Below are 18,670 nucleotides of genomic sequence, written 5' to 3' on the forward strand. Positions count from 1 at the left end.
GGAGTGGTCGGGGCGGTAGGTCTCCCGGCTTGCGGATAGGGGTCTCCGCTTGATGTGGTTCCCAGGGCCCTTGAAGGCTCCCGGTCGCGGCCTCATCTTCGAATACTCCGCCTCCTCCCCGCACCATGCCCCCTCGCACCACGATCCTCAGCGCCGCCTTCGTGACGGCACTGCTGCACGCCTATATCGGCCTGCGGCTGTTGCCCGCGATGCCAGTGCCGATGCTGGTCAAGGCACTGGCCGTGGCATGGCTGGCGATTTCCTGCGCGCTGCTGCCGGCCGGCCTGCTGGCGCGGCGCTTCAGCCAGCCGTGGTCGGACCGGGTTTCGTGGATCGGCATGCTGGCAATGGGGTTCTTCTCATCGTTGCTGGTACTGACGCTGGCGCGCGACGTGGCGCTCGGCGCCGCGTGGCTGGCCGGCAAGCTGCTCAACTGGCAGGCCCCGGGGCTGGTCGCCGGCAGCGCTGTGGCCGTGCCGCTGGCCGCACTGCTGGTGACGCTGGCGGGCTATATCAATGCCCGGCGCCTGGCGCGCGTGGTCGAAGTCGACGTGCCGGTGGCTGGCCTGCCCGAGGCCCTGCACGGCTTCACCATCGCGCAGATCAGCGATATCCACGTCGGGCCCACCATCAAACGGCCCTACATCGATCGCATCGTCGATCGCGTCAACAGCCTGCAGGTGGATGCAGTGGCCATCACCGGCGACCTGGTCGACGGCACCGTGCGCGAGCTGTCCGCCCACACTGCGCCGCTGGCGCGGCTGCAGGCGCGCCACGGCGCCTACTTCGTCACCGGCAACCATGAGTACTACGCCGGTGCCGGTCCATGGATCGAAGAACTGCGCCGGCTCGGCCTGCGCGTGCTGATGAACGAACACGTGGTGCTGCAGCATGAGGGCCACGCGCTGGTACTGGCCGGCGTGACCGACTACTCCGCCGGCCGCTTCCACGAAAGCCATCGCAGCGACCCGCACCGCGCCATCGCGGGCGCTCCGGCGCAGGCCGGCGTGCGCGTGCTGCTGGCACACCAGCCACGCACCGCGCCTGCGGCGGCCGAGGCGGGCTTCGACCTGCAGCTCTCGGGCCACACCCATGGCGGGCAGTTCTGGCCGTGGAACCTGTTCGTGCCGATGCAGCAGCCGTACACCGCGGGGCTGGTGCGGCATGGCTCGCTGTGGGTGTATGTGAGCCGCGGCACGGGGTATTGGGGGCCGCCGAAGCGGTTTGGCGCGCCGTCGGAGATTACGCGGGTGAGGTTGGTGCGGGCGTGAGACTAACGCGCGCTGACGGTTTGCTCCCCTCTCCCGCGTGCGGGAGAGGGGACCGGCCTGAGTCAGCTCAAGCGATATCGCAGCCCTCCACAGCAATAAAAAAACCAGGGCCCGCAGGCCTGGTTCCCTTTCGCATTCAGCAGCGAATCACCGCGCAATCGGCTTATACCGAATCCGCTTCGGCTTCGCCCCTTCCTCACCCAGCCTGCGCTTCTTGTCCGCCTCGTATTCCTGGTAGTTCCCCGGGAAAAACTCCACATGCGAGTCCCCTTCGAAGGCCAGGATATGCGTCGCGATCCGGTCCAGGAACCAGCGATCGTGCGAGATCACCATCACGCAGCCCGCGAACTCCAGCAGCGCGTCTTCCAGCGCGCGCAGCGTTTCCACGTCGAGGTCGTTCGACGGTTCATCGAGCAGCAGCACGTTGCCGCCGGCGATCAGCGTCTTGGCCATATGCAGGCGGCCGCGTTCGCCGCCCGACAGCGTGCCGACCTGCTTCTGCTGGTCGCCGCCCTTGAAGTTGAAGCGGCCAATGTAGGCGCGCGACGGCGTCTCGTACCTACCCACCGTCAGGACGTCCGCGCCGCCCGAGATTTCCTCGAACACGGTCTTGGTGCCGTCGAGCGCATCGCGGCTCTGGTCGACGAACGCCATCTTCACGGTCGGCCCGATCTTGATCTCGCCGCTGTCCGGCTGTTCCTTGCCGGTCAGCATGCGGAAGAACGTCGATTTACCGGCGCCGTTGGGGCCGATGATGCCGACGATGGCGCCCGGCGGCACCTTGAAGCTGAGGTTGTCGATCAGCAGGCGGTCGCCGTAGCCCTTGCTGACGCCGTCGAACTCGATCACTTCGTTACCCAGCCGCTCACCCACGGGGATGAAGATTTCCTGGGTTTCGTTGCGCTTCTGGTATTCCTGGCTGTTGAGCTCGTCAAACCGGGCCAGACGCGCCTTGGACTTGGCCTGGCGGCCCTTGGGGTTCTGGCGCACCCACTCCAGTTCCTTGTGCAGCGCCTTCTGGCGGGCCGATTCGCTGGCCTCTTCCTGCTTCAGGCGCGCTTCCTTCTGGTCCAGCCACGAGCTGTAGTTGCCCTTCCAGGGGATGCCCTGGCCGCGGTCCAGTTCCAGGATCCACTCGGCGGCGTTGTCGAGGAAGTAGCGGTCGTGGGTCACGGCCACCACGGTGCCGGGGAAGCGCGTGAGGAACTGCTCGAGCCAGTCGACCGATTCCGCATCCAGGTGGTTGGTCGGCTCATCCAGCAGAAGCATATCGGGGCGCGACAGCAGCAGGCGGCACAGTGCCACGCGGCGCTTTTCACCGCCGGACAGGTGCTCGATCTTCGCGTCCCACGGCGGCAGGCGCAGCGCGTCCGCGGCGATTTCGAGCTGCAGCTCGACATTGTTGCCGTCGCTGGCGGCCAGGATCGCTTCGTACTTGGCCTGGTCGGCGGCCAGCGCGTCGAAGTCAGCGTCCGGCTCGGCATAGGCCGCGTAGATCTCGTCGAGCTTCTTGCGCGCCTCGAACACGCCGCCAAGCGCCTCTTCCACCGACTCGCGCACGGTTTGCTCGGGATTGAGCTGCGGTTCCTGCGGCAGGTAGCCGATGTTCAGGTTCGGCATCGGCGTGGCTTCGCCCTCGATTTCCTTGTCGAGGCCGGCCATGATCTTGAGCAGCGTGGACTTGCCCGAGCCGTTCAGGCCCAGCACGCCGATCTTGGCGCCGGGGAAGAACGACAGCGAGATGTCCTTCAGGATGTGACGCTTGGGCGGAACGATCTTGCCCACGCGGTTCATGGTGAAAACGTACTGTGCCATGGGTGCGTGTTGGAGGGTTGTGCGGGAATGGCGGGAGTGTATCAGGCACGGTCGGGAAGATAGGGCATGCCGCGGCGGCTCCGGCCGGATTCCGCCCCCGCCGGTACAATGCCAGGTTTGACTTGCCGCCGATTTATTTCTCAAGCATCGCCATGAGCAAACCCGCCCTGACCCTGAAGTTCAAGTGCAAGAAGTGCACCAAACCCGTCACGCTGTATCTGCAGAAGACGTCCGCGTGCTCGCACATCACCCCGTACCAGGGCTTCTGCAAGTGCGGCGAGATGATGCGCCACGCCACCGGCGACAAGGACGCGGTCGAGTCCTTCGTCAACTCGCTCGACAATAGCTGGATGCATCACCACCATCACCACCACTGAGGCGGACAACGTCGTGCAGCAGACGTGGCAGCCCGCCGGCAAGGACCCGATGCGCTTCCTGGGCGGCTATCCACCCGGCGTGCTGGAACAGGTGCGCGAACTGATCGCCGCCGGACGCCTGGGCGACCATCTGGCGCGCCGCTACCCCGGCCGCCACACGGTACAGACCGACCGCGCGCTGTACGAGTACACCACCGACATCAAGCAGGAATACCTGCGCAGCGCGCCGCCGCTGCACAAGGTGGGCTTCGATGCGCGGCTCGATTCCGCGCAGCGCGCGCTGGGCCTGCATACCGCGATCTCGCGCGTGCAGGGCGGCAAGCTCAAGGCCAAGAAGGAAATCCGCGTGGCTGCGCTGTTCAAGGATGCGCCGCCGGAATTCCTGCGCATGATCGTCGTGCACGAGCTCGCCCACCTGAAAGAAAGCGAGCACAACAAGGCCTTCTACCGGCTCTGCGAACACATGGAGCCGGGCTACCACCAGCTTGAGTTCGACACCCGCCTGTGGCTGGCGTGGCGCGAGCTGGAGAAGCCGGGGACGGAGGCCGTCCCCGCACCGGCAATTACTTCTTCTGCCGCGGATCGTCGGCCGGATTGACGAAATGGAAGGCCCGCGGGCCGGCAATCTCCGTCCGCGCGATGACCTCAGTCGCAGGCGTAGCGATAGCTGCCATCCAGGTATGCCGGCATGACCAGAGTGCGCAGGTTCGCGGCCTTCGCCCCCGCACACAGCGCATTGCGCTGGGCCACGGTCTTGTACTTGGACCGGTATTCGATGTTGAACACCGCCTTGCCCTGGCCAGTGAAGGCCGAATAGGCATCGCACTCCTGGTACTGGTGGCACGACTCATTGATGGCGAAATCGAATTCCGCCGCCAGCACCGGCACCTGTCCCACATCGTTCTTCAACCCCACCGCCAGCCCGCGCGCATGCGCCTCGGTTGCCAGGAAGCGGTTGTAGTCGAGCTGGGTCTCGGCCGTCAGCGGCAGGCCGGGGCTGTTGGTATAGGCGTCCACGTTGTCCGGATCGACCGCATCGCAGCCCTTGCTTACCGCCAGGTCCATGCGTGCCTGCATGATCTGGCGCACGTTGGCCGAGCGCGTATCGAGCCAGCGCTCGCCCGCCCAGCCGGACAGCGGTGCGCCCATGTCGGCGGCGGTGAACTGGTTGTAGTCCGGCCGCCAGTCCTCTGCGCTGCCGGCGGAGAAATAGCAGATCACGCGCCGGCCCTGCGTCTTGAGCGTGGCAATGGTGGTCGTCGGCGTGTCGAACAGGTCGATGTCGTAGGCGACCACCGCGTAGCTGGTATTGAGCCTGCCGGTGAGCTGGATCTGCCAGGTGTCGGTGATGGCCGGCACCCAGCGCGTGGTGGCGCTGGTGGTGGTTGCCGTGACGGCGTACTTCGGTGTCGTGGTTGCCATCGTTGACGCCGATGGCGACACCATCTCAGTCTGTTCCCCGTCCCCGCCGCAGCCGCCCAGTGCGGCGGACAGCATGACCCCGGCAAGCGCAGCATATTTGCTTTTCATTTTCTCTACCCTTCCCTGTCGTGAATCCCGAGCAAAATCGGCGGCCTGTGTTGTCCCTGCTGCGTAGCCGTTGGCCTGCCGATACGGTTCAAGCACGTTAGCAGATTCCGGTGAAGGTTTGCCATGCCCCGTCGGATGAGTCGGGACCACTGTTAGCGGCGCAACACAGACAAATGGGCTACGGCATCTGGATGGTTCAGAAGTAGCCGGACCGTTCTGTGGGCTGCTTCGTCATAGCGCGCGCTGATGTGTGGGGAACAGCGTCTGCACGTTGTTTAAGTGCTCGGCTATTTCTTGGCGGAGTCTGAAGGATGCACGGCGAAGGGATGCGGCGGAAATGCTGCGAGGTTACCTCTGCGTTCCGGGGGCTGATATGGGCGTGGAGGGGAATCGACAGATTGGCGCGGCGTGGGACGTAGGAAAACAGACGTGAGCCATTGCCAGGAAACGTTGGCGATATCGCCGGCACGCTGGAACGGCGACGCGCAAATCGACAAAATTATCGAAATAGCCACGGTTACCGTTTTGTGCCTACAATTGCCGCATAACAACCTGCCTGACCGCGTCGCACCGGGTCCGCGACAACCAGCCGCTGTCAGCGCAGTTACTGAACGGGCAATAAGAGCAATAAAGCATGGCCACGCTGATTCCCGCGCCGGGTTCGGTCACTTCGCGCATGACCAGTGGAGAGAGACGCTTCGCCGAGCGTCTGGAGACGAAACTGGACGACGACTACCTATGTTGGTACGACGTCGCCATCGGCGAGAAAACCAGACACCCCGATTTCATCGTCTTCCATCCCAGCCGGGGTCTGTTGGTGCTGGAGGTGAAGGACTGGCGGCTGGATACCATCCGGGAGATTGATCAACGGGATGTCACGCTACTGACGGATCGCGGGCTGGTGCGGGAAATGAACCCGCTCGAACAAGCTCGGCAGTACATGTTCTATGTCACCAACCTGCTGCAACGCGACCCGCAATTGGTGTGGCCCAGCGGGTCACTGAAGGGAAAACCCTTTTTTCCCTACGGCTGCGGCGTTGTTCTTTCCAACATCACCCGCTCACAGTTCGACAAAACCAACCTCGGTGACGTCCTGCCACCACATCTGGTGATCTGCCAGGACGAGATGTACGAGACAGTCGACGCAGAACACTTCCAGCAGCGCCTGTGGGAGATGTTCCCGGTCAAATTCACCTTCAAGCTTTCACTGCCGCAGATCGAGCGGATTCGCTGGCACCTGTTCCCGCAGATCCGCATGCCGGAGCAACGTGCCCTCTTTCCCGAAGACGCCGCCGAGCCGATGGATATGCCCGACATTCTGCGCGTCATGGACCTGCAGCAGGAACAACTGGCTCGCAGCCTGGGCGAGGGGCATCGGGTCATCCACGGCGTCGCTGGCTCCGGCAAGACGATGATCCTCGGCTACCGGGCGGAGCATCTGGCAAAGATCGTCGCTCGGCCAGTTCTCGTGCTTTGCTACAACAAGACTCTCGCCGCCAAACTGGCGGCGACAATGATCGAGAAAGGCATCGAAGAGAAGGTCCACGTCTACAACTTCCACGCTTGGTGCTCGCGGCAGTTGGAGGCGTACAACATCGACCGTCCCAAAGGCAGGCCCAGTGATGCACTCTTCGAGGAGATGGTGAATCGGGTCATCCTGGGTGTGGATCGCAAAGCCATCCCCGCAGGACAGTACGACGCCGTGCTGATCGACGAAGGCCATGATTTCAGGCCCGAGTGGTTCAAGCTCGTTGTCCAGATGGTCAATCCGGAAAGCAATTCGCTGCTGGTGCTTTATGACGACGCGCAGTCCATCTACGGCGGTGCGAAGAAGCGTGGAATGACCTTTGCCAGCGTCGGCATTCAGGCGCGAGGACGCACAACGATCCTTAAGCTGAACTATCGCAATACCCAGGAAATTCTCGCCGTGGCGCGTAATTTCGCGGATGAATTGCTTCTGCCGACAAATACCGCCGAAGACGAAGCGCCGACCGTACAGCCCGTAGGCGCTGGGCGTCCGGGGGCGAAGCCGCTGTTGATCGAGATGCCAACCCTGGAAGCCGAGGCGGAACGTATCGCGCAAATCCTGACAGACGAAAACCGCGCGGGCACGGCGTGGTCAGAGATGGCGGTGCTCTATCGCCATTGGGACACCGTAGGTAGCGTCACCAGTGTGCTGACCCGCAAGGGAATCCCATTCGAATGCCCGCAAATCTCCAAGCGATTCACACCTGGCGCTGACAGCGTCAAAGTGATCACCATGCACAGCAGCAAGGGCCTGGAATTTCCACTGGTATGTATTCCCGCCACGGGCATGCCGCATAAGCATGACGAATCGGACGAGGATGAGGCGCGGTTGATGTATGTGGCGATGACGCGGGCTACCCGGCAATTGGTGATGACGTTTGGCGAGGGCTCGCGTTTTGCCGGGAAGCTGCGGGACGCGGTAGGAAGGCTACAGCGATAGGCCTTTCACAGGCCTGTGGTGTCACGGCAGCCTGCAAGGACCAAAACGAAACGGCCTCCCAATTGGGGAGGCCGCCTGAATTATGGTGCCGGCTGCAGGACTCGAACCCGCCACCTGATGATTACAAATCAACTGCTCTACCTGATGAGCTAAGCCGGCATGTCTGGTGCAGACCGCGATTCTACTGCATCGCGGCCTACTTTGGGATGGCTTACTTCACCACCTTCAACGCGGGCTTCTTGCCGCCGATGCGGGGCACCGGAGGCGGCGTGTCGTCGTCGCCAGGACCGCTGTCTGCTGTGGTGGTAGCTGGCGACTCGGCTTCGACGGAAGACAGCTTGGGCGGCGGATTATTTTCGCGCTCAGTGGCCGCCTGCGTTTCCGGCAGGCTGCGCTCGACCGGGAAGGCCATGCCCTGTCCGTTTTCACGCGCATAGATGGCCAGCACGTTCTCAACCGGCACGTCGATCTTGCGCGAGACGCCGCCAAAGCGCGCACTGAAGGTGATCCATTCGTTGCCCATATCCAGCCCGCTGGTGGCGTCGAAGCTCACGTTCAGCACGATCTCATTGTTCTTCACGAACTCGCGCGGCACGTTGGTATTGGCGTCGACGAAGACGGCGATGTACGGCGTGAAGCCATTGTCCGTGCACCATTCGTAGATGGCGCGGATCAGGTAGGGCTTGGTGGAGGTTTCAGGCATTGTGCTTCCAGTGCGCCGTGGCGGCCCGATGGCGGATGCCTTCGGGCCGGTGCCGGTTAGCGGCGCATCACCTTTTCGGACGGGGTGAGCGCTTCGATGTACGCGGGACGGCTGAAAATGCGCTCAGCATACTTCAGCAGCGGCGCGGCGTTCTTCGACAGCTCGATGCCGTAGTGGTCCAGGCGCCACAGCAGCGGCGCGATGGCGACGTCGAGCATGGAGAACTCTTCGCCCAGCATGTACTTGTTCTTGACGAAAATCGGTGCGAGCTGCGTCAGGCGGTCGCGGATCGCGGCGCGGGCGCGTTCATGGTTCTTTTCCGCGGCCTTGCCCTTTTCGTTTTCCAGCACGTAGACGTGCGTGAACAGTTCCTTTTCGAAGTTGAACAGGAACAGGCGGGCGCGGGCGCGCTGCACCGGGTCGGCCGGCATCAGCTGCGGGTGCGGGAAGCGCTCGTCGATGTATTCGTTGATGATGTTCGACTCATACAGGATGAGATCGCGCTCGACCAGGATGGGCACCTGGCCGTACGGGTTCATCACCGAAATATCTTCGGGCTTGTTGAACAGGTCGACGTCGCGGATTTCAAAGTCCATGCCCTTTTCAAACAGGACAAGGCGGCAACGCTGGGAAAACGGGCAAGTCGTGCCCGAATACAACACCATCATGGTTTGGATTCCTTGGGCTTAGCCGAAGCAGGGTCGGACGGTAAGGTCAGACATTCTGCCAAAATCGGGGACCGAAAAGCAAATAAGTTGCAAACAACGCACTTCTAAGTGCGTTCACTCGCAGTATCCAAAGAGAAAAGGTCAGAGCGGTGCTGCCTTCGCAACGTCCGCATCTGACCTTTTGCCGTACGGCCCTGGCTTCGGGCCGCTGACCGCGGCTTACTTGATGTCCTTCCAGTACGCGGCGTTCAGGCGCCAGGCGAAGACGGTGAACACGCCCAGGAACAGCAGCACCCAGACGCCCAGGCGCTTGCGGTGGTTCTGCGCGGGCTCGGCCATCCAGTCGAGGAAGCCGACCAGGTCGGCGGTGGCCTGGTCGAACTCGACCTTGTTCATCTTGCCCTGGCTCAGTTGCTCGAAGCCGGCGAACTTGTGGACCTTCTCGCCATGCTCTTCCACTTCGGTGAACTTGGCGGCGCGCTGGCCCTGCAGTTCCCACAGCACGTGCGGCATGCCGACGCTCGGGAATACCAGGTTGTTCCAGCCGGTGGCGCGGCTGTCGTCACGGTAGAAGGTGCGCAGGTAGGTGTAGAGCCAGTCGTCCCCACGGGCGCGCGCGATCACCGACAGGTCGGGCGGCTGCGCGCCGAAGAAGGCCTTGGCTTCCTTCGGCTGCATGGAGATGGTCATGGTCTCGCCGACCTTGTCCGCGGTGAACAGCAGGTTTTCGCGGATTTGGTCATCGGTCAGGCCGATATCCTTGAGCCGGTTGTAGCGCATCATCGACGCGCCGTGGCAGTTCAGGCAGTAGTTGACGAACAGCTTGGCGCCGCGCTGCAGCGACGACAGGTCGGCGGTGTTCACCGGTGCCGGCTCCAGGGGGAAGCCTCCCTCCGCAGCCATGGCGGGCGCGCCGGCAAAGCAGGCGCCGGCCAGCGCGATGATCGAAAGCAGCTTTTTCATCTTGTGTCCTTGTGCTCTTGTCGGGGTTCGCTTCGCTCAGTGCGGGTGGAACGTGACACGCTCCGGGACCGGCTTGAACTCGCCGACACGGCTCCACAGCGGCATGGTCAGGAAGAAGGCGAAGTACAGCAGCGTACCGAGCTGCGACACCTTCTCACCAACCGGCGACGGCGGTTGCACGCCGAGGTAGCCGAGTACCAGGAACACCACCACGAAGACGATCAGGATGGTCTTGTGGAAAGCGGGACGATAGCGGATGGACTTGACCGGCGAGCAGTCCAGCCACGGCAGGAAGAACAGGATCACGACCGAACCGCCCATCACCAGCACGCCCCAGAACTTGGCGTCGATGAAGTAGAAGCCCACGGCCAGGATCACCGCGATGGCGATGGCGCTGATCTTCACGCGTGCGTCCTTGCTGCGCAGGAACACCAGGCCGAGCAGCAGCGCGAAGAACACCCACAGGATCGGCAGGAAGCTCGACGTGGTGGCGCGCAGCATCGAGTAGTACGGCGTGAAGTACCAGACCGGCGCGATATGCGGCGGGGTCTTCAGCGGATCGGCCGGGAAGAAGTTGTTGTGTTCCAGGAAATAGCCGCCCACTTCCGGGAAGAAGAAGATCACGGCCGAGAAGAGGATCAGGAAGCCGCCCACGCCGAACAGGTCGTGCACCGAGTAGTACGGGTGGAACGGGATGCCGTCCAGCGGGATACCGTTCTCGTCCTTCTTGGCCTTGATCTCTACGCCGTCGGGGTTGTTCGAGCCCACTTCGTGCAGCGCGATGATGTGGGCGATGACCAGCGCCAGCAGCACCAGCGGCACGGCGATCACGTGGAACGAGAAGAAGCGGTTCAGCGTCGCGTCGCTGACCACGTAGTCACCGCGGATGAACAGCGACAGGTCCTGGCCGATCACGGGAATCGCTGAGAACAGGTTCACGATCACCTGGGCGCCCCAGTACGACATCTGGCCCCAGGGCAGCAGGTAGCCCATGAAGGCTTCCGCCATCAGGCTCAGGAAGATCAGGCAGCCGAAGATCCAGACCAGCTCGCGCGGCTTGCGGTACGAACCGTACAGCAGGCCGCGGAACATATGCAGGTAGACCACGACGAAGAAGGCCGAGGCGCCGGTCGAGTGCATGTAGCGCACCAGCCAGCCCCACGGGACTTCGCGCATGATGTATTCCACGCTGGCGAAGGCCACCGGAATGCCGGCGGCGTTCAGCGTGGCATCCGGCTTGTAGTTCATCACCAGGAAGATGCCGGTGACGATCTGGATCACCAGCACCAGCAGTGCCAGCGAACCGAAGAAGTACCAGAAGTTGAAGTTCTTCGGCGCGTAGTAGCGGGAGAGATGATCTTCCCACAGTTGGGTTGCCGGGAAGCGGGCGTCGATCCAGCCCATCAGGCCGGTCGTCTTGACTTGTTTTTCGGCCGCCATGATCAGGCTTCTCCTTTCTCGTCCTTGCCGATCACGATCTTGGTGTCAGTCAGGAACTGGTAGGGGGGAACATCGAGATTCTGCGGAGCCGGCTTGTTCTTGAAGACGCGCCCGGCCAGGTCGAAGGTGGAGCCGTGGCAGGGGCAGAGGAAACCGGGATCGGCGCCGAGCTGGGGATTGGCACCGGAAGCGAAGGGGCCCGAAGGCGAGCAGCCCAGGTGGGAACAGATGCCCACCACCACCAGCACTTCCTTGTGCTCGGGGCGGGAACGGGTTTCGTTCTTGCAGTACTCGGGCGTCTGCATGGTGAACGGGATTTCGGAATCGGGATCGGCGACTTCACCGTCCGTCTTCTTCAGCGACGCAAGCTGTTCCTCGGTCCGCCGCATGATCCAGACGGGCTTGCCCCGCCATTCGACGGTCATCATCTCGCCCGGTTTCAGCGCGCCGATATCCGCCTCGACTGGCGCACCCGCGGCCTTGGCCTTCTCCGATGGTGCAAACGTACTGACGAAAGGAACCGCTACCGCTACGCCTCCGACGCCGCCAGCGACGGATGTCGCGATCAACCAATTGCGGCGACCTTTATCCACGCTCTTCACGTCTTGCTGGTCACTCATTCCAAACCCCAGGGGAAGTCAATTTAGATTTTGCGTCAACCATAAAGTGTACCTTAGACACCTGCGCGCTAGATAGGCGGAAAATGCCACGAGCATGCGCGATAATCGGACACGCCGGCCGGCAATCCGCCTCCGTGCTTGCTTTCCGGGCAGTGATGCGGCAGGCTTCCCGCTTGAAACCGTTCATCGCTAGCAACAAGAAGGAGAACCCCAATGGGCATGATCTCGGAATTCAGGACCTTCGCCGTACGCGGCAACGTGATCGACCTGGCAGTCGGTGTGATCATTGGCGCGGCCTTCGGGAAAATCGTGGATTCAGTGGTCAATGACCTGATCATGCCATTAGTGGGCCGCGTTATCGGCAAACTGGACTTCTCCAGCATGTTCATCACGCTGGCGGATCCGCCACCCGGGACCCCGATGACGCTGGATGCCTTGAAGAAGGCCGGCGTACCGGTTTTTGCCTACGGCAGTTTCCTGACCATCGTTGTCAACTTTCTGATCCTGGCCTTTATCATTTTCCTGATGGTGCGCGCCTTCAACAAGATGCGCGCCCAGGAACCGCCGCCGCCGCCCGTCGCCCCGCCCGAGGAAGTGATGCTGCTGCGGGAAATCCGCGACAGCCTCAAGACGCGCTGAACTTCGCTGTCTGCCCCCGGCATCGCGAGCAGACACCGGAAGATAAAACGGCCCTGAAGGGGCCGTTTTGTTTTGCGTCAGACAGGATTCGGAATATCGATGAAAGTATGGCGCAGGCCGAAGCGCTGGGCCACATGATCACCGAGCGAGCGGATGCCGTAGCGCTCGGTGGCGTGGTGGCCGGCGGCCAGGTAGGCCACGCCGCTCTCGCGTGCCAGGTGCGTGGTCTGTTCCGAGACCTCGCCGCTCAGGTAGACATCGACACCCGCCGCGACCGCAGCGTCGAAATAACCCTGCGCCCCGCCCGTGCACCAGCCAATGGTGCGTATCATCTGTTCAGGATCACCGATGGCCAGCGGCTCACGGCCGAGCACGCCGCCCACGTGCGCGGCCAGCGCCGACAGCGGCATGGGCGCGGGCAGCGTGCCGGTCCAGCCGAGCTGGTCGTCGCTGAAGCGGCCCGTCGGCGTGAAGCCGAGTTGCAGGCCGAGTTGCGCGTTGTTGCCGAATTCCGGGTGATTATCCAGCGGCAGGTGGAAAGCGAACAGGTTGACGTCGGCGCCCAGCAGGCGCTTCAGGCGCGCATGCTTCTGCCCGACCACGCGCGCATCCTCGTTTTTCCAGAAATAGCCATGATGGACGAGGATGGCGTCGGCGCCCGCTTCGATCGCCGCATCGACCAAAGCCAGGCTGGCCGTCACCCCGGTGACGACGTGAGTGACGTCCGAGCGACCTTGCACTTGCAGCCCATTGGGACAATAGTCCTTGTAACGGGGAACTTCCAACAGGTCGTTCAAGTACAATTCAAGCTCTTTTGTTTTCATTTTCTGCTCAAAACTCCAATATGTTGCGGCGCTTTTGGCTGTTCTTTGCCCAGGCTGTCACCGTAGTGCTGGCGGTCTGGTTCGTCGTGGCAACGCTCAAGCCTGACTGGCTGCAGAGGGGGCGCGTCGCGGTCCAGTCCGGTTCGCCGATCGTGGCGCTCAAGGAAGTGGTTCCCGACATCTCCGGCCCTGCCGCCGAAGGGTCGTACAGCGGGGCCGCGCGGCAGGCCATGCCGGCGGTGGTCAATATCTTTACCAGCAAGAACGGCGCCAAGCGCTCGCCCAATCCGCAGGCCGAGGATCCGTGGTTCCGCTTCTTCTTCGGCGACCGTCTGCCCGAGCGGCAGGAGCCGGTGTCGAGTCTGGGTTCGGGGGTAATTGTCAGCGCCGAGGGTTACATTCTAACCAACCACCACGTGGTGGACGGCGCCGACGAGATCGAAGTGGCGCTGACCGATGGCCGCAAGGCTAACGCCAAGGTGGTGGGCTCGGACCCGGAAACCGACCTGGCGGTGCTGAAGGTGACGCTGAAGGACCTGCCCGCGATCACGCTGGGCCGGCTGGAGAACGTGAAGGTCGGCGACGTGGTGCTGGCAATCGGCAATCCGTTCGGCGTCGGCCAGACCGTGACGATGGGTATCGTCTCGGCGCTGGGTCGCAGCCACCTGGGCATCAACACCTTCGAAAACTTCATCCAGACCGACGCGGCGATCAACCCGGGTAACTCGGGTGGCGCGCTGGTCGATGCGCAGGGCAACCTGCTGGGCATCAACACGGCGATCTACTCGCGCTCGGGCGGCTCGCTGGGGATCGGCTTTGCGATTCCCGTGTCGACCGCCAAGCAGGTGATGGAATCGATCATTTCCACCGGCAGCGTCACGCGAGGCTGGATCGGGGTCGAGCCGCAGGACATGACGCCCGAGATCGCCGAGTCCTTTGGTCTCGATGCCAAGGAAGGCGCACTGATCGCCGCTGTCGTGCAGGGCGGGCCGGCCGACAAGGCGGGCGTGAAGCCCGGCGATGTGCTGACCAAGGTGGATGGCCTGTCGATCACCGATACCACCGCGCTGCTCAACGCGATTGCCCAGCTCAAGCCTGGCGTGGACATCAAGATGACGGTGATCCGCCGCGGCAAGCCGACGGACCTGACGGTTACAATCGGCAAGCGTCCGCCGCCGCCGCGCAGGGCGTTGCCGTTTGACGAAGAGGATTGAGGCCGGCAGCGCCTGGCCTTGATGCAGAAAACCCGCCGACACCGGCGGGTTTTTTTGTATGCGGAATGCTGGCGAAGCGTAAGCGCTAGATTCACCACGCAAATTTTGCGCTTACGGCGAAGTGAGGATGATGCCGCTGTTATAGACGCTAACCTTGGTCGAGCATCGCCCCCGTCCGGGCAGTAATCCTGGACAGGGCAACGAGTCACCAGACGTACGCCTCACCCGAACCATCACGACCGGGGCGCGGCAGGACGGAAGTCATCCTGTGAGGACACAGCTACCTGACTCTGCGGCAGCGCCTCGCTGCATCGATCCGCATTGGCAAGAGGCTACGCTGCCACTTCCCGTAACCCACCCCGCGCAAACGCCAGGCTCCAGCCTGTGCCGCACCCCAGACACGACAAAAGGCCGGCATCCTTGCGGATGCCGGCCTTTTGATTCAAGCCAATCTTAGGCGAGCTTGCGCTCGCGTCAGATTAGAACTTGTGGCGGATACCGATCACAGCACCGAACTGGTCCTTGCCCGGCTGGACATTCGTCACAGCGGCCGAGGTGGCGGTAGCCGGCGAGTTGAAGCCGCCAACGCCCAGGGTCGAGCCGTTGTCGTTCAGAGCGTACGACAGCGAGGTGTACACGTCGGTACGCTTCGACAGCGCGTAGTCGGCCGTGATCACGAATTGCCACGGATCTGCATCCGTCTTGCGGAAGTCTTGGTAGTAAGCAGCGCCCGACAGCGAGAACGCCGGGGTCAGCTGGTAACCCAGACCCAGCCAGTACAGGTTCGAGCCGGTGTTGGCAGCCGGAGCGCCCGGCAGGGACGCGCCTTCAGCAGCCTTGGCCCAACGGTAGCCAGCGTACACCTTGGCCGGGCCGAAGGCGTAGTTGGCACCAACCGAAGCGCGGCGGATGCGCTGACCGCTTTGGTCAACAAGCGCAGCGCCCGTGCCGGTCGAGCTGCCGTGGATTTCGTCATACGCAGCACCGACCGAGAACGGGCCAGCTGCATAGCTCAGCAGGGCGCCGTACTGTTGGCCGCGGCGGAATGCGCCGGCGACTTCCTGGCCGTTGTTGTTGAAGCTGTAGAACGCCGACGCGGTCAGGCCACCGAAGGTGCCGATGTACTTGACGGTGTTGTCAGCACGGCTGGCGAATTCCGGAGCGATGCCAGTGATCGAGTAGCGGGTCGAGATGGCCATCGGGTCGTATTGCAGACCGAAGTCATACATCGAGGTCTGCTGACGGCCCAGCAGCAGCGAACCGAACTGGCTTTGCAGACCGACGTAAGCTTGACGACCGAACAGGCGGCCATCCTGACCCGAACGGCCGGTGTCGACTTCGAAACCGCTTTCGAGGACGAACACGCCCTTCAGGCCGCCGCCCAGGTCTTCAACGCCACGCAGACCCCAGCGCGAACCGGACTGGTTGCCCGACGTCATGCGGAACAGGTTGTCGCCGCTGGCGCCGGAGTTGCTGTTGTACTCGAGGCCGGCATCGACCACACCGTACAGGGTTACGCTCGATTGGGCATACGCGCCACCAGCGGCCAGAGCGGCGACGGCAGCAGCAAACAGTTTCATCTTCATATCGACACTTTCCTTGTCAACTGATTGGGAAATCTTGGTTGCCCAAGTGCTTGGGCGACGTATTTACATTCACGTCTGCTGCGTATTATGTGCCAGCCCCCCCGGCCGTCAGAAGGCTTTTTCGGCGTAAACCATGCAGACCGACGGTTTTTGTTGTGATCGAACAACAGGATTTGCAGAAAAAATCCCCGTTTTGGTGCAGAACGGGGATCTGGAGGGAGCGGTGGACCTGCCTCAGTCGAATTAGTCCGGCTGAGTTTCCCCTGAAGCGGCGGACTCGGCAGCCGGTTTGCCAATGAAACGAGCCAGGATCAGCCCAAGTTCATAGAGCGCCACCAGCGGGATCGCCAGCAGTAGTTGCGACAGCACATCCGGCGGGGTCACGATGGCCGCGATGATGAAGGCTCCGACGATCACATACGGGCGGATCTGCTTGAGCTTTTCCAGTTCCACCACACCGAAGCGCACCAGCACGATCACCACCACCGGCACCTCGAAGGTGATGCCGAAGGCGAGGAAGGTGGTCATGGCAAAGCTCAGGTATTTGTCGATGTCGGTCGACATGTCCGCCCCGAGCGGCGCGTTGTATTGCGCCATGAAGTGGAACACGGTCGGGAACACCAGGAAATATGCGAACGCCACACCGCAAAGAAAGAGGATGTAGCTGCTGGAAACCAGTGGCAGGATCAGCCGCTTCTCATGCTGGTACAGGCCGGGCGCGACAAACTGCCAGACCTGGTACAGCACCCAGGGCAGCGCGATCAGAAAGGCCACCAGCAATGTGACCTTCATCGGCACGAAGAACGAGCCGGTGACGTCGGTCACGATCATCTTGCCGCCCTTGGGCAATGATTGCATCAGCGGCGCGGCAAACAGGTTGAAGATCACCGGCGCCCAGTAGACCAGGCACACGAACACCAGGATGATGCCGGCCACCGCCTTGACCAGCCGCTGGCGCAGCTCGATCAGGTGGGAAATAAAGGTTTCCTGCTGCGATTCGTCTTGGGGATCGGGGGACCGGGTGTCGCTCATGGCGTGGACCGCTCAGCCGTGCTGGCTGGCAAGGTGGAATCGATGGCGCCACTCGGCGCGGCGCGGGTGCGCGCGCACGACGGCGGCGGCCGGGATGCAGGCCGGCAAGGTATCGCCGCTGGCCATGCTCACTCGAAGAAGGAACGGGATGGCCGGGTGGCCGGGCGATGGCGCTTCACGCGCGCGGCGCCCGACTGCACCCAGACCCGGACGTTGTGCTGGCGCTTGAACCACAGCGGCCGCGCACCCTGCTTGACGCGCCAGCTCTTGCGTCCGTTGTGCGCCTTGTGCGCCGCGTCCCAGCTTGGTACGAAACTGTCGCCGGCACTGCCCGCGCCGACGCCCTCGGTACGCGCTTCCGCGCCGCCGAACGCCTCGTTCAGCGCCTGGCTCTGCTCGCTGACTTCCTTGTGGATGGTGCGCTCGACGTCGCGGGCCGCATCCTCGAATTCGGTGCGCATCTTGCGCAGTTCATCAAGTTCAACCTCGCGGCTGACTTCCGCCTTGACGTCGCTGATATAGCGCTGGGCGCGCCCGACCAGGGCGCCCACCGTACGGGCGACCTTGGGCAGCCGCTCAGGACCGATCACGATCAGTGCCACGGCGCCGATCAGCGCCAGCTTGGAAATGCCGAGATCAATCATGCGGACACGTCATGCGGACAACATGCGAAGAACAGCGGATGCGCGCACGCGCAGGCAACCACGTTTGCGAAAAGGAAATAACGCACCGCCCGATTACTGCTGGCGGGACTTTTCCTTGGCGTCGACGTCGATGGTCGTGGAGTCGCGCAGTTCCTTGGCCTGAGCCGGCTGGGCCGACTGAGCCGACTGGGCTGACTTGTCCTCGCCGTCCTTCATGCCGTCCTTGAAGCCCTTGACCGCGCCGCCCAGGTCCTGGCCCATATTGCGCAGTTTCTTGGTGCCGAACACGAGCATGACGATCACCAGCACGATCAGCCAGTGCCAAATGCTAAACGAACCCATTTCTTGCTCCTGATGAAGCCTCGGGCGCAATCATATATGCCCGGACCCGTTGTTCCGTCCCGTTATTGCCGCGCCGGGCGACGGTTGCCGGCGCAGCATCCGCCCGTGGCGTTGCCGCCGCGGACGCTCCCATGCTAAAAGCTGCCGGTCAGGGCAGCGGTCCCTTCCACTCGTGGCGCGGCCCACCCAGCACATGGAGATGCAGGTGGTAGACCTCCTGGCCGCCGTCCGGGCCAGTGTTGATCACCGTCCGGAAACCGTTGGTGCAGCCTGCCGCACGCGCCAGTTCAGGCACCTTCAGCATCATTCTAGCAAGCAGCTCCCCTTCGCCGGCGCCGCAATCGGCCAGCGAGTCGACATGCGACCTGGGAACGACCAGCAAGTGTACCGGTGCCTTGGGATGGATATCGTGGAAGGCCACCATGTCGTCGTCTTCGTAGACTTTGCGCGACGGTAGCTGGCCGGCCACGATCTTGCAGAAAATGCAATTATCCTGAGCGTTCATGAAATTTTCATTGCGATGGCCCAGGCACCC

Annotated in this window: 19 protein-coding genes and 1 tRNA gene; 6 read left to right on the forward strand and 14 right to left on the reverse strand. The window is 62.9% G+C overall.

From position 1 onward, the window contains the following. The first annotated feature begins 125 nt into the window (after nt 1-125). Entirely contained in the window at nt 126-1,271 is a 1,146-nt protein-coding gene (locus AB1I47_RS08575; RefSeq protein WP_354683351.1) for a metallophosphoesterase, read from the forward strand. A gap of 147 nt (nt 1,272-1,418) precedes the next feature. On the opposite strand, the gene ettA is transcribed toward AB1I47_RS08575, so the two are convergent. Beyond that, the gene (gene ettA, locus AB1I47_RS08580; RefSeq protein WP_354683352.1) at nt 1,419-3,086 is read right to left on the reverse strand and encodes an energy-dependent translational throttle protein EttA; all 1,668 of its coding nucleotides are present in this window, start codon (nt 3,084-3,086) and stop codon (nt 1,419-1,421) included. A 152-nt stretch (nt 3,087-3,238) separates the two neighbouring features. Between ettA and AB1I47_RS08585 the strand changes: the two genes are divergently transcribed. Together AB1I47_RS08585 and AB1I47_RS08590 are read left to right on the forward strand one after the other, a co-directional pair. After that, nucleotides 3,239-3,463, forward strand: a complete 225-nt coding sequence (locus AB1I47_RS08585) for a hypothetical protein (RefSeq protein WP_010812270.1) — start codon at nt 3,239-3,241, stop codon at nt 3,461-3,463. 49 nt (nt 3,464-3,512) lie between these two features. Further along, a complete protein-coding gene (locus AB1I47_RS08590) occupies nt 3,513-4,061 on the forward strand; it encodes a M48 metallopeptidase family protein (protein ID WP_354683424.1) in 549 nt (182 codons plus the stop codon). Between the two features lie 47 nt (nt 4,062-4,108). Here the strand turns inward: AB1I47_RS08590 and AB1I47_RS08595 are convergent, their stop codons facing one another. After that, nucleotides 4,109-4,993 (reverse strand): endo alpha-1,4 polygalactosaminidase, encoded by an 885-nt coding sequence (locus AB1I47_RS08595; RefSeq protein WP_354683353.1) that lies wholly within the window; start codon nt 4,991-4,993, stop codon nt 4,109-4,111. A 634-nt stretch (nt 4,994-5,627) separates the two neighbouring features. Here AB1I47_RS08595 and AB1I47_RS08600 point away from each other — a divergent pair. Further along, a complete protein-coding gene (locus tag AB1I47_RS08600; RefSeq protein WP_354683354.1) occupies nt 5,628-7,460 on the forward strand; it encodes a DEAD/DEAH box helicase in 1,833 nt (610 codons plus the stop codon). Nucleotides 7,461-7,543: 83 nt separating this feature from the next. Here the strand turns inward: AB1I47_RS08600 and AB1I47_RS08605 are convergent. From AB1I47_RS08605 to petA, 6 genes are all read right to left on the reverse strand, one after another. After that, a tRNA-Thr gene (locus tag AB1I47_RS08605) sits at nt 7,544-7,619 on the reverse strand. Nucleotides 7,620-7,671: 52 nt separating this feature from the next. Next, entirely contained in the window at nt 7,672-8,163 is a 492-nt protein-coding gene (locus AB1I47_RS08610) for a ClpXP protease specificity-enhancing factor (RefSeq protein ID WP_354683355.1), read from the reverse strand. A 56-nt stretch (nt 8,164-8,219) separates the two neighbouring features. After that, entirely contained in the window at nt 8,220-8,831 is a 612-nt protein-coding gene (locus tag AB1I47_RS08615) for a glutathione S-transferase N-terminal domain-containing protein (protein ID WP_008643086.1), read from the reverse strand. Nucleotides 8,832-9,050: 219 nt separating this feature from the next. Further along, nucleotides 9,051-9,794, reverse strand: a complete 744-nt coding sequence (locus AB1I47_RS08620; protein ID WP_354683356.1) for a cytochrome c1 — start codon at nt 9,792-9,794, stop codon at nt 9,051-9,053. 36 nt (nt 9,795-9,830) lie between these two features. Continuing rightward, nucleotides 9,831-11,234, reverse strand: coding sequence for a cytochrome b (locus AB1I47_RS08625; RefSeq protein ID WP_354683357.1), 1,404 nt, complete (start codon nt 11,232-11,234; stop codon nt 9,831-9,833). Nucleotides 11,235-11,236: 2 nt separating this feature from the next. Beyond that, entirely contained in the window at nt 11,237-11,854 is a 618-nt protein-coding gene (gene petA, locus AB1I47_RS08630) for a ubiquinol-cytochrome c reductase iron-sulfur subunit (RefSeq protein WP_354683358.1), read from the reverse strand. Nucleotides 11,855-12,067: 213 nt separating this feature from the next. Between petA and mscL the strand changes: the two genes are divergently transcribed. Further along, nucleotides 12,068-12,493, forward strand: a complete 426-nt coding sequence (gene mscL, locus AB1I47_RS08635) for a large conductance mechanosensitive channel protein MscL (protein ID WP_354683359.1) — start codon at nt 12,068-12,070, stop codon at nt 12,491-12,493. A gap of 77 nt (nt 12,494-12,570) precedes the next feature. On the opposite strand, the gene AB1I47_RS08640 is transcribed toward mscL, so the two are convergent. Beyond that, entirely contained in the window at nt 12,571-13,317 is a 747-nt protein-coding gene (locus AB1I47_RS08640; RefSeq protein WP_354683360.1) for a Nif3-like dinuclear metal center hexameric protein, read from the reverse strand. Nucleotides 13,318-13,337: 20 nt separating this feature from the next. Between AB1I47_RS08640 and AB1I47_RS08645 the strand changes: the two genes are divergently transcribed. Continuing rightward, nucleotides 13,338-14,531: a Do family serine endopeptidase gene (locus AB1I47_RS08645; RefSeq protein ID WP_354683361.1), complete on the forward strand. Its 1,194-nt coding sequence runs from the start codon at nt 13,338-13,340 to the stop codon at nt 14,529-14,531. 479 nt (nt 14,532-15,010) lie between these two features. Here the strand turns inward: AB1I47_RS08645 and AB1I47_RS08650 are convergent, their stop codons facing one another. The 5 genes from AB1I47_RS08650 to AB1I47_RS08670 form a co-directional block, all read right to left on the reverse strand. Continuing rightward, nucleotides 15,011-16,117, reverse strand: coding sequence for a porin (locus tag AB1I47_RS08650; protein ID WP_354683362.1), 1,107 nt, complete (start codon nt 16,115-16,117; stop codon nt 15,011-15,013). Between the two features lie 243 nt (nt 16,118-16,360). Continuing rightward, on the reverse strand, nt 16,361-17,149 hold the full coding sequence (gene tatC / locus AB1I47_RS08655; RefSeq protein WP_354683363.1) for a twin-arginine translocase subunit TatC: 789 nt from the start codon (nt 17,147-17,149) through the stop codon (nt 16,361-16,363). Nucleotides 17,150-17,277: 128 nt separating this feature from the next. Further along, entirely contained in the window at nt 17,278-17,793 is a 516-nt protein-coding gene (gene tatB, locus AB1I47_RS08660; RefSeq protein WP_354683364.1) for a Sec-independent protein translocase protein TatB, read from the reverse strand. 93 nt (nt 17,794-17,886) lie between these two features. Further along, entirely contained in the window at nt 17,887-18,135 is a 249-nt protein-coding gene (tatA, locus tag AB1I47_RS08665; protein ID WP_354683365.1) for a Sec-independent protein translocase subunit TatA, read from the reverse strand. Nucleotides 18,136-18,283: 148 nt separating this feature from the next. Beyond that, nucleotides 18,284-18,640 carry a histidine triad nucleotide-binding protein gene (locus tag AB1I47_RS08670; RefSeq protein WP_354683366.1) on the reverse strand — a complete coding sequence of 119 codons (357 nt, stop codon included), beginning with the start codon at nt 18,638-18,640 and terminating at the stop codon, nt 18,284-18,286. Nucleotides 18,641-18,670 lie beyond the last annotated feature (30 nt).

The sequence above is a fragment of the Cupriavidus necator genome (assembly GCF_040578825.1).
Lineage (GTDB): Bacteria > Pseudomonadota > Gammaproteobacteria > Burkholderiales > Burkholderiaceae > Cupriavidus > Cupriavidus necator_E.

Excerpts from the sequence above, each read along its gene's own strand:
- petA (WP_354683358.1), bottom strand. The coding sequence starts at position 11,854 with ATGAGTGACCAGCAAGACGTGAAGAGCGTGGATAAAGGTCGCCGCAAT.
- AB1I47_RS08645 (WP_354683361.1), top strand. The coding sequence starts at position 13,338 with ATGTTGCGGCGCTTTTGGCTGTTCTTTGCCCAGGCTGTCACCGTAGTG.
- AB1I47_RS08640 (WP_354683360.1), bottom strand. The coding sequence starts at position 13,317 with ATGAAAACAAAAGAGCTTGAATTGTACTTGAACGACCTGTTGGAAGTT.
- AB1I47_RS08625 (WP_354683357.1), bottom strand. The coding sequence starts at position 11,234 with ATGGCGGCCGAAAAACAAGTCAAGACGACCGGCCTGATGGGCTGGATC.
- AB1I47_RS08670 (WP_354683366.1), bottom strand. The coding sequence starts at position 18,640 with ATGAACGCTCAGGATAATTGCATTTTCTGCAAGATCGTGGCCGGCCAG.
- mscL (WP_354683359.1), top strand. The coding sequence starts at position 12,068 with ATGGGCATGATCTCGGAATTCAGGACCTTCGCCGTACGCGGCAACGTG.
- ettA (WP_354683352.1), bottom strand. The coding sequence starts at position 3,086 with ATGGCACAGTACGTTTTCACCATGAACCGCGTGGGCAAGATCGTTCCG.
- tatB (WP_354683364.1), bottom strand. The coding sequence starts at position 17,793 with ATGATTGATCTCGGCATTTCCAAGCTGGCGCTGATCGGCGCCGTGGCA.
- AB1I47_RS08595 (WP_354683353.1), bottom strand. The coding sequence starts at position 4,993 with ATGAAAAGCAAATATGCTGCGCTTGCCGGGGTCATGCTGTCCGCCGCA.
- AB1I47_RS08585 (WP_010812270.1), top strand. The coding sequence starts at position 3,239 with ATGAGCAAACCCGCCCTGACCCTGAAGTTCAAGTGCAAGAAGTGCACC.
- AB1I47_RS08615 (WP_008643086.1), bottom strand. The coding sequence starts at position 8,831 with ATGATGGTGTTGTATTCGGGCACGACTTGCCCGTTTTCCCAGCGTTGC.
- tatC (WP_354683363.1), bottom strand. The coding sequence starts at position 17,149 with ATGAGCGACACCCGGTCCCCCGATCCCCAAGACGAATCGCAGCAGGAA.
- AB1I47_RS08590 (WP_354683424.1), top strand. The coding sequence starts at position 3,513 with ATGCGCTTCCTGGGCGGCTATCCACCCGGCGTGCTGGAACAGGTGCGC.
- AB1I47_RS08610 (WP_354683355.1), bottom strand. The coding sequence starts at position 8,163 with ATGCCTGAAACCTCCACCAAGCCCTACCTGATCCGCGCCATCTACGAA.
- AB1I47_RS08620 (WP_354683356.1), bottom strand. The coding sequence starts at position 9,794 with ATGAAAAAGCTGCTTTCGATCATCGCGCTGGCCGGCGCCTGCTTTGCC.
- AB1I47_RS08575 (WP_354683351.1), top strand. The coding sequence starts at position 126 with ATGCCCCCTCGCACCACGATCCTCAGCGCCGCCTTCGTGACGGCACTG.
- AB1I47_RS08600 (WP_354683354.1), top strand. The coding sequence starts at position 5,628 with ATGGCCACGCTGATTCCCGCGCCGGGTTCGGTCACTTCGCGCATGACC.
- tatA (WP_354683365.1), bottom strand. The coding sequence starts at position 18,135 with ATGGGTTCGTTTAGCATTTGGCACTGGCTGATCGTGCTGGTGATCGTC.
- AB1I47_RS08650 (WP_354683362.1), bottom strand. The coding sequence starts at position 16,117 with ATGAAGATGAAACTGTTTGCTGCTGCCGTCGCCGCTCTGGCCGCTGGT.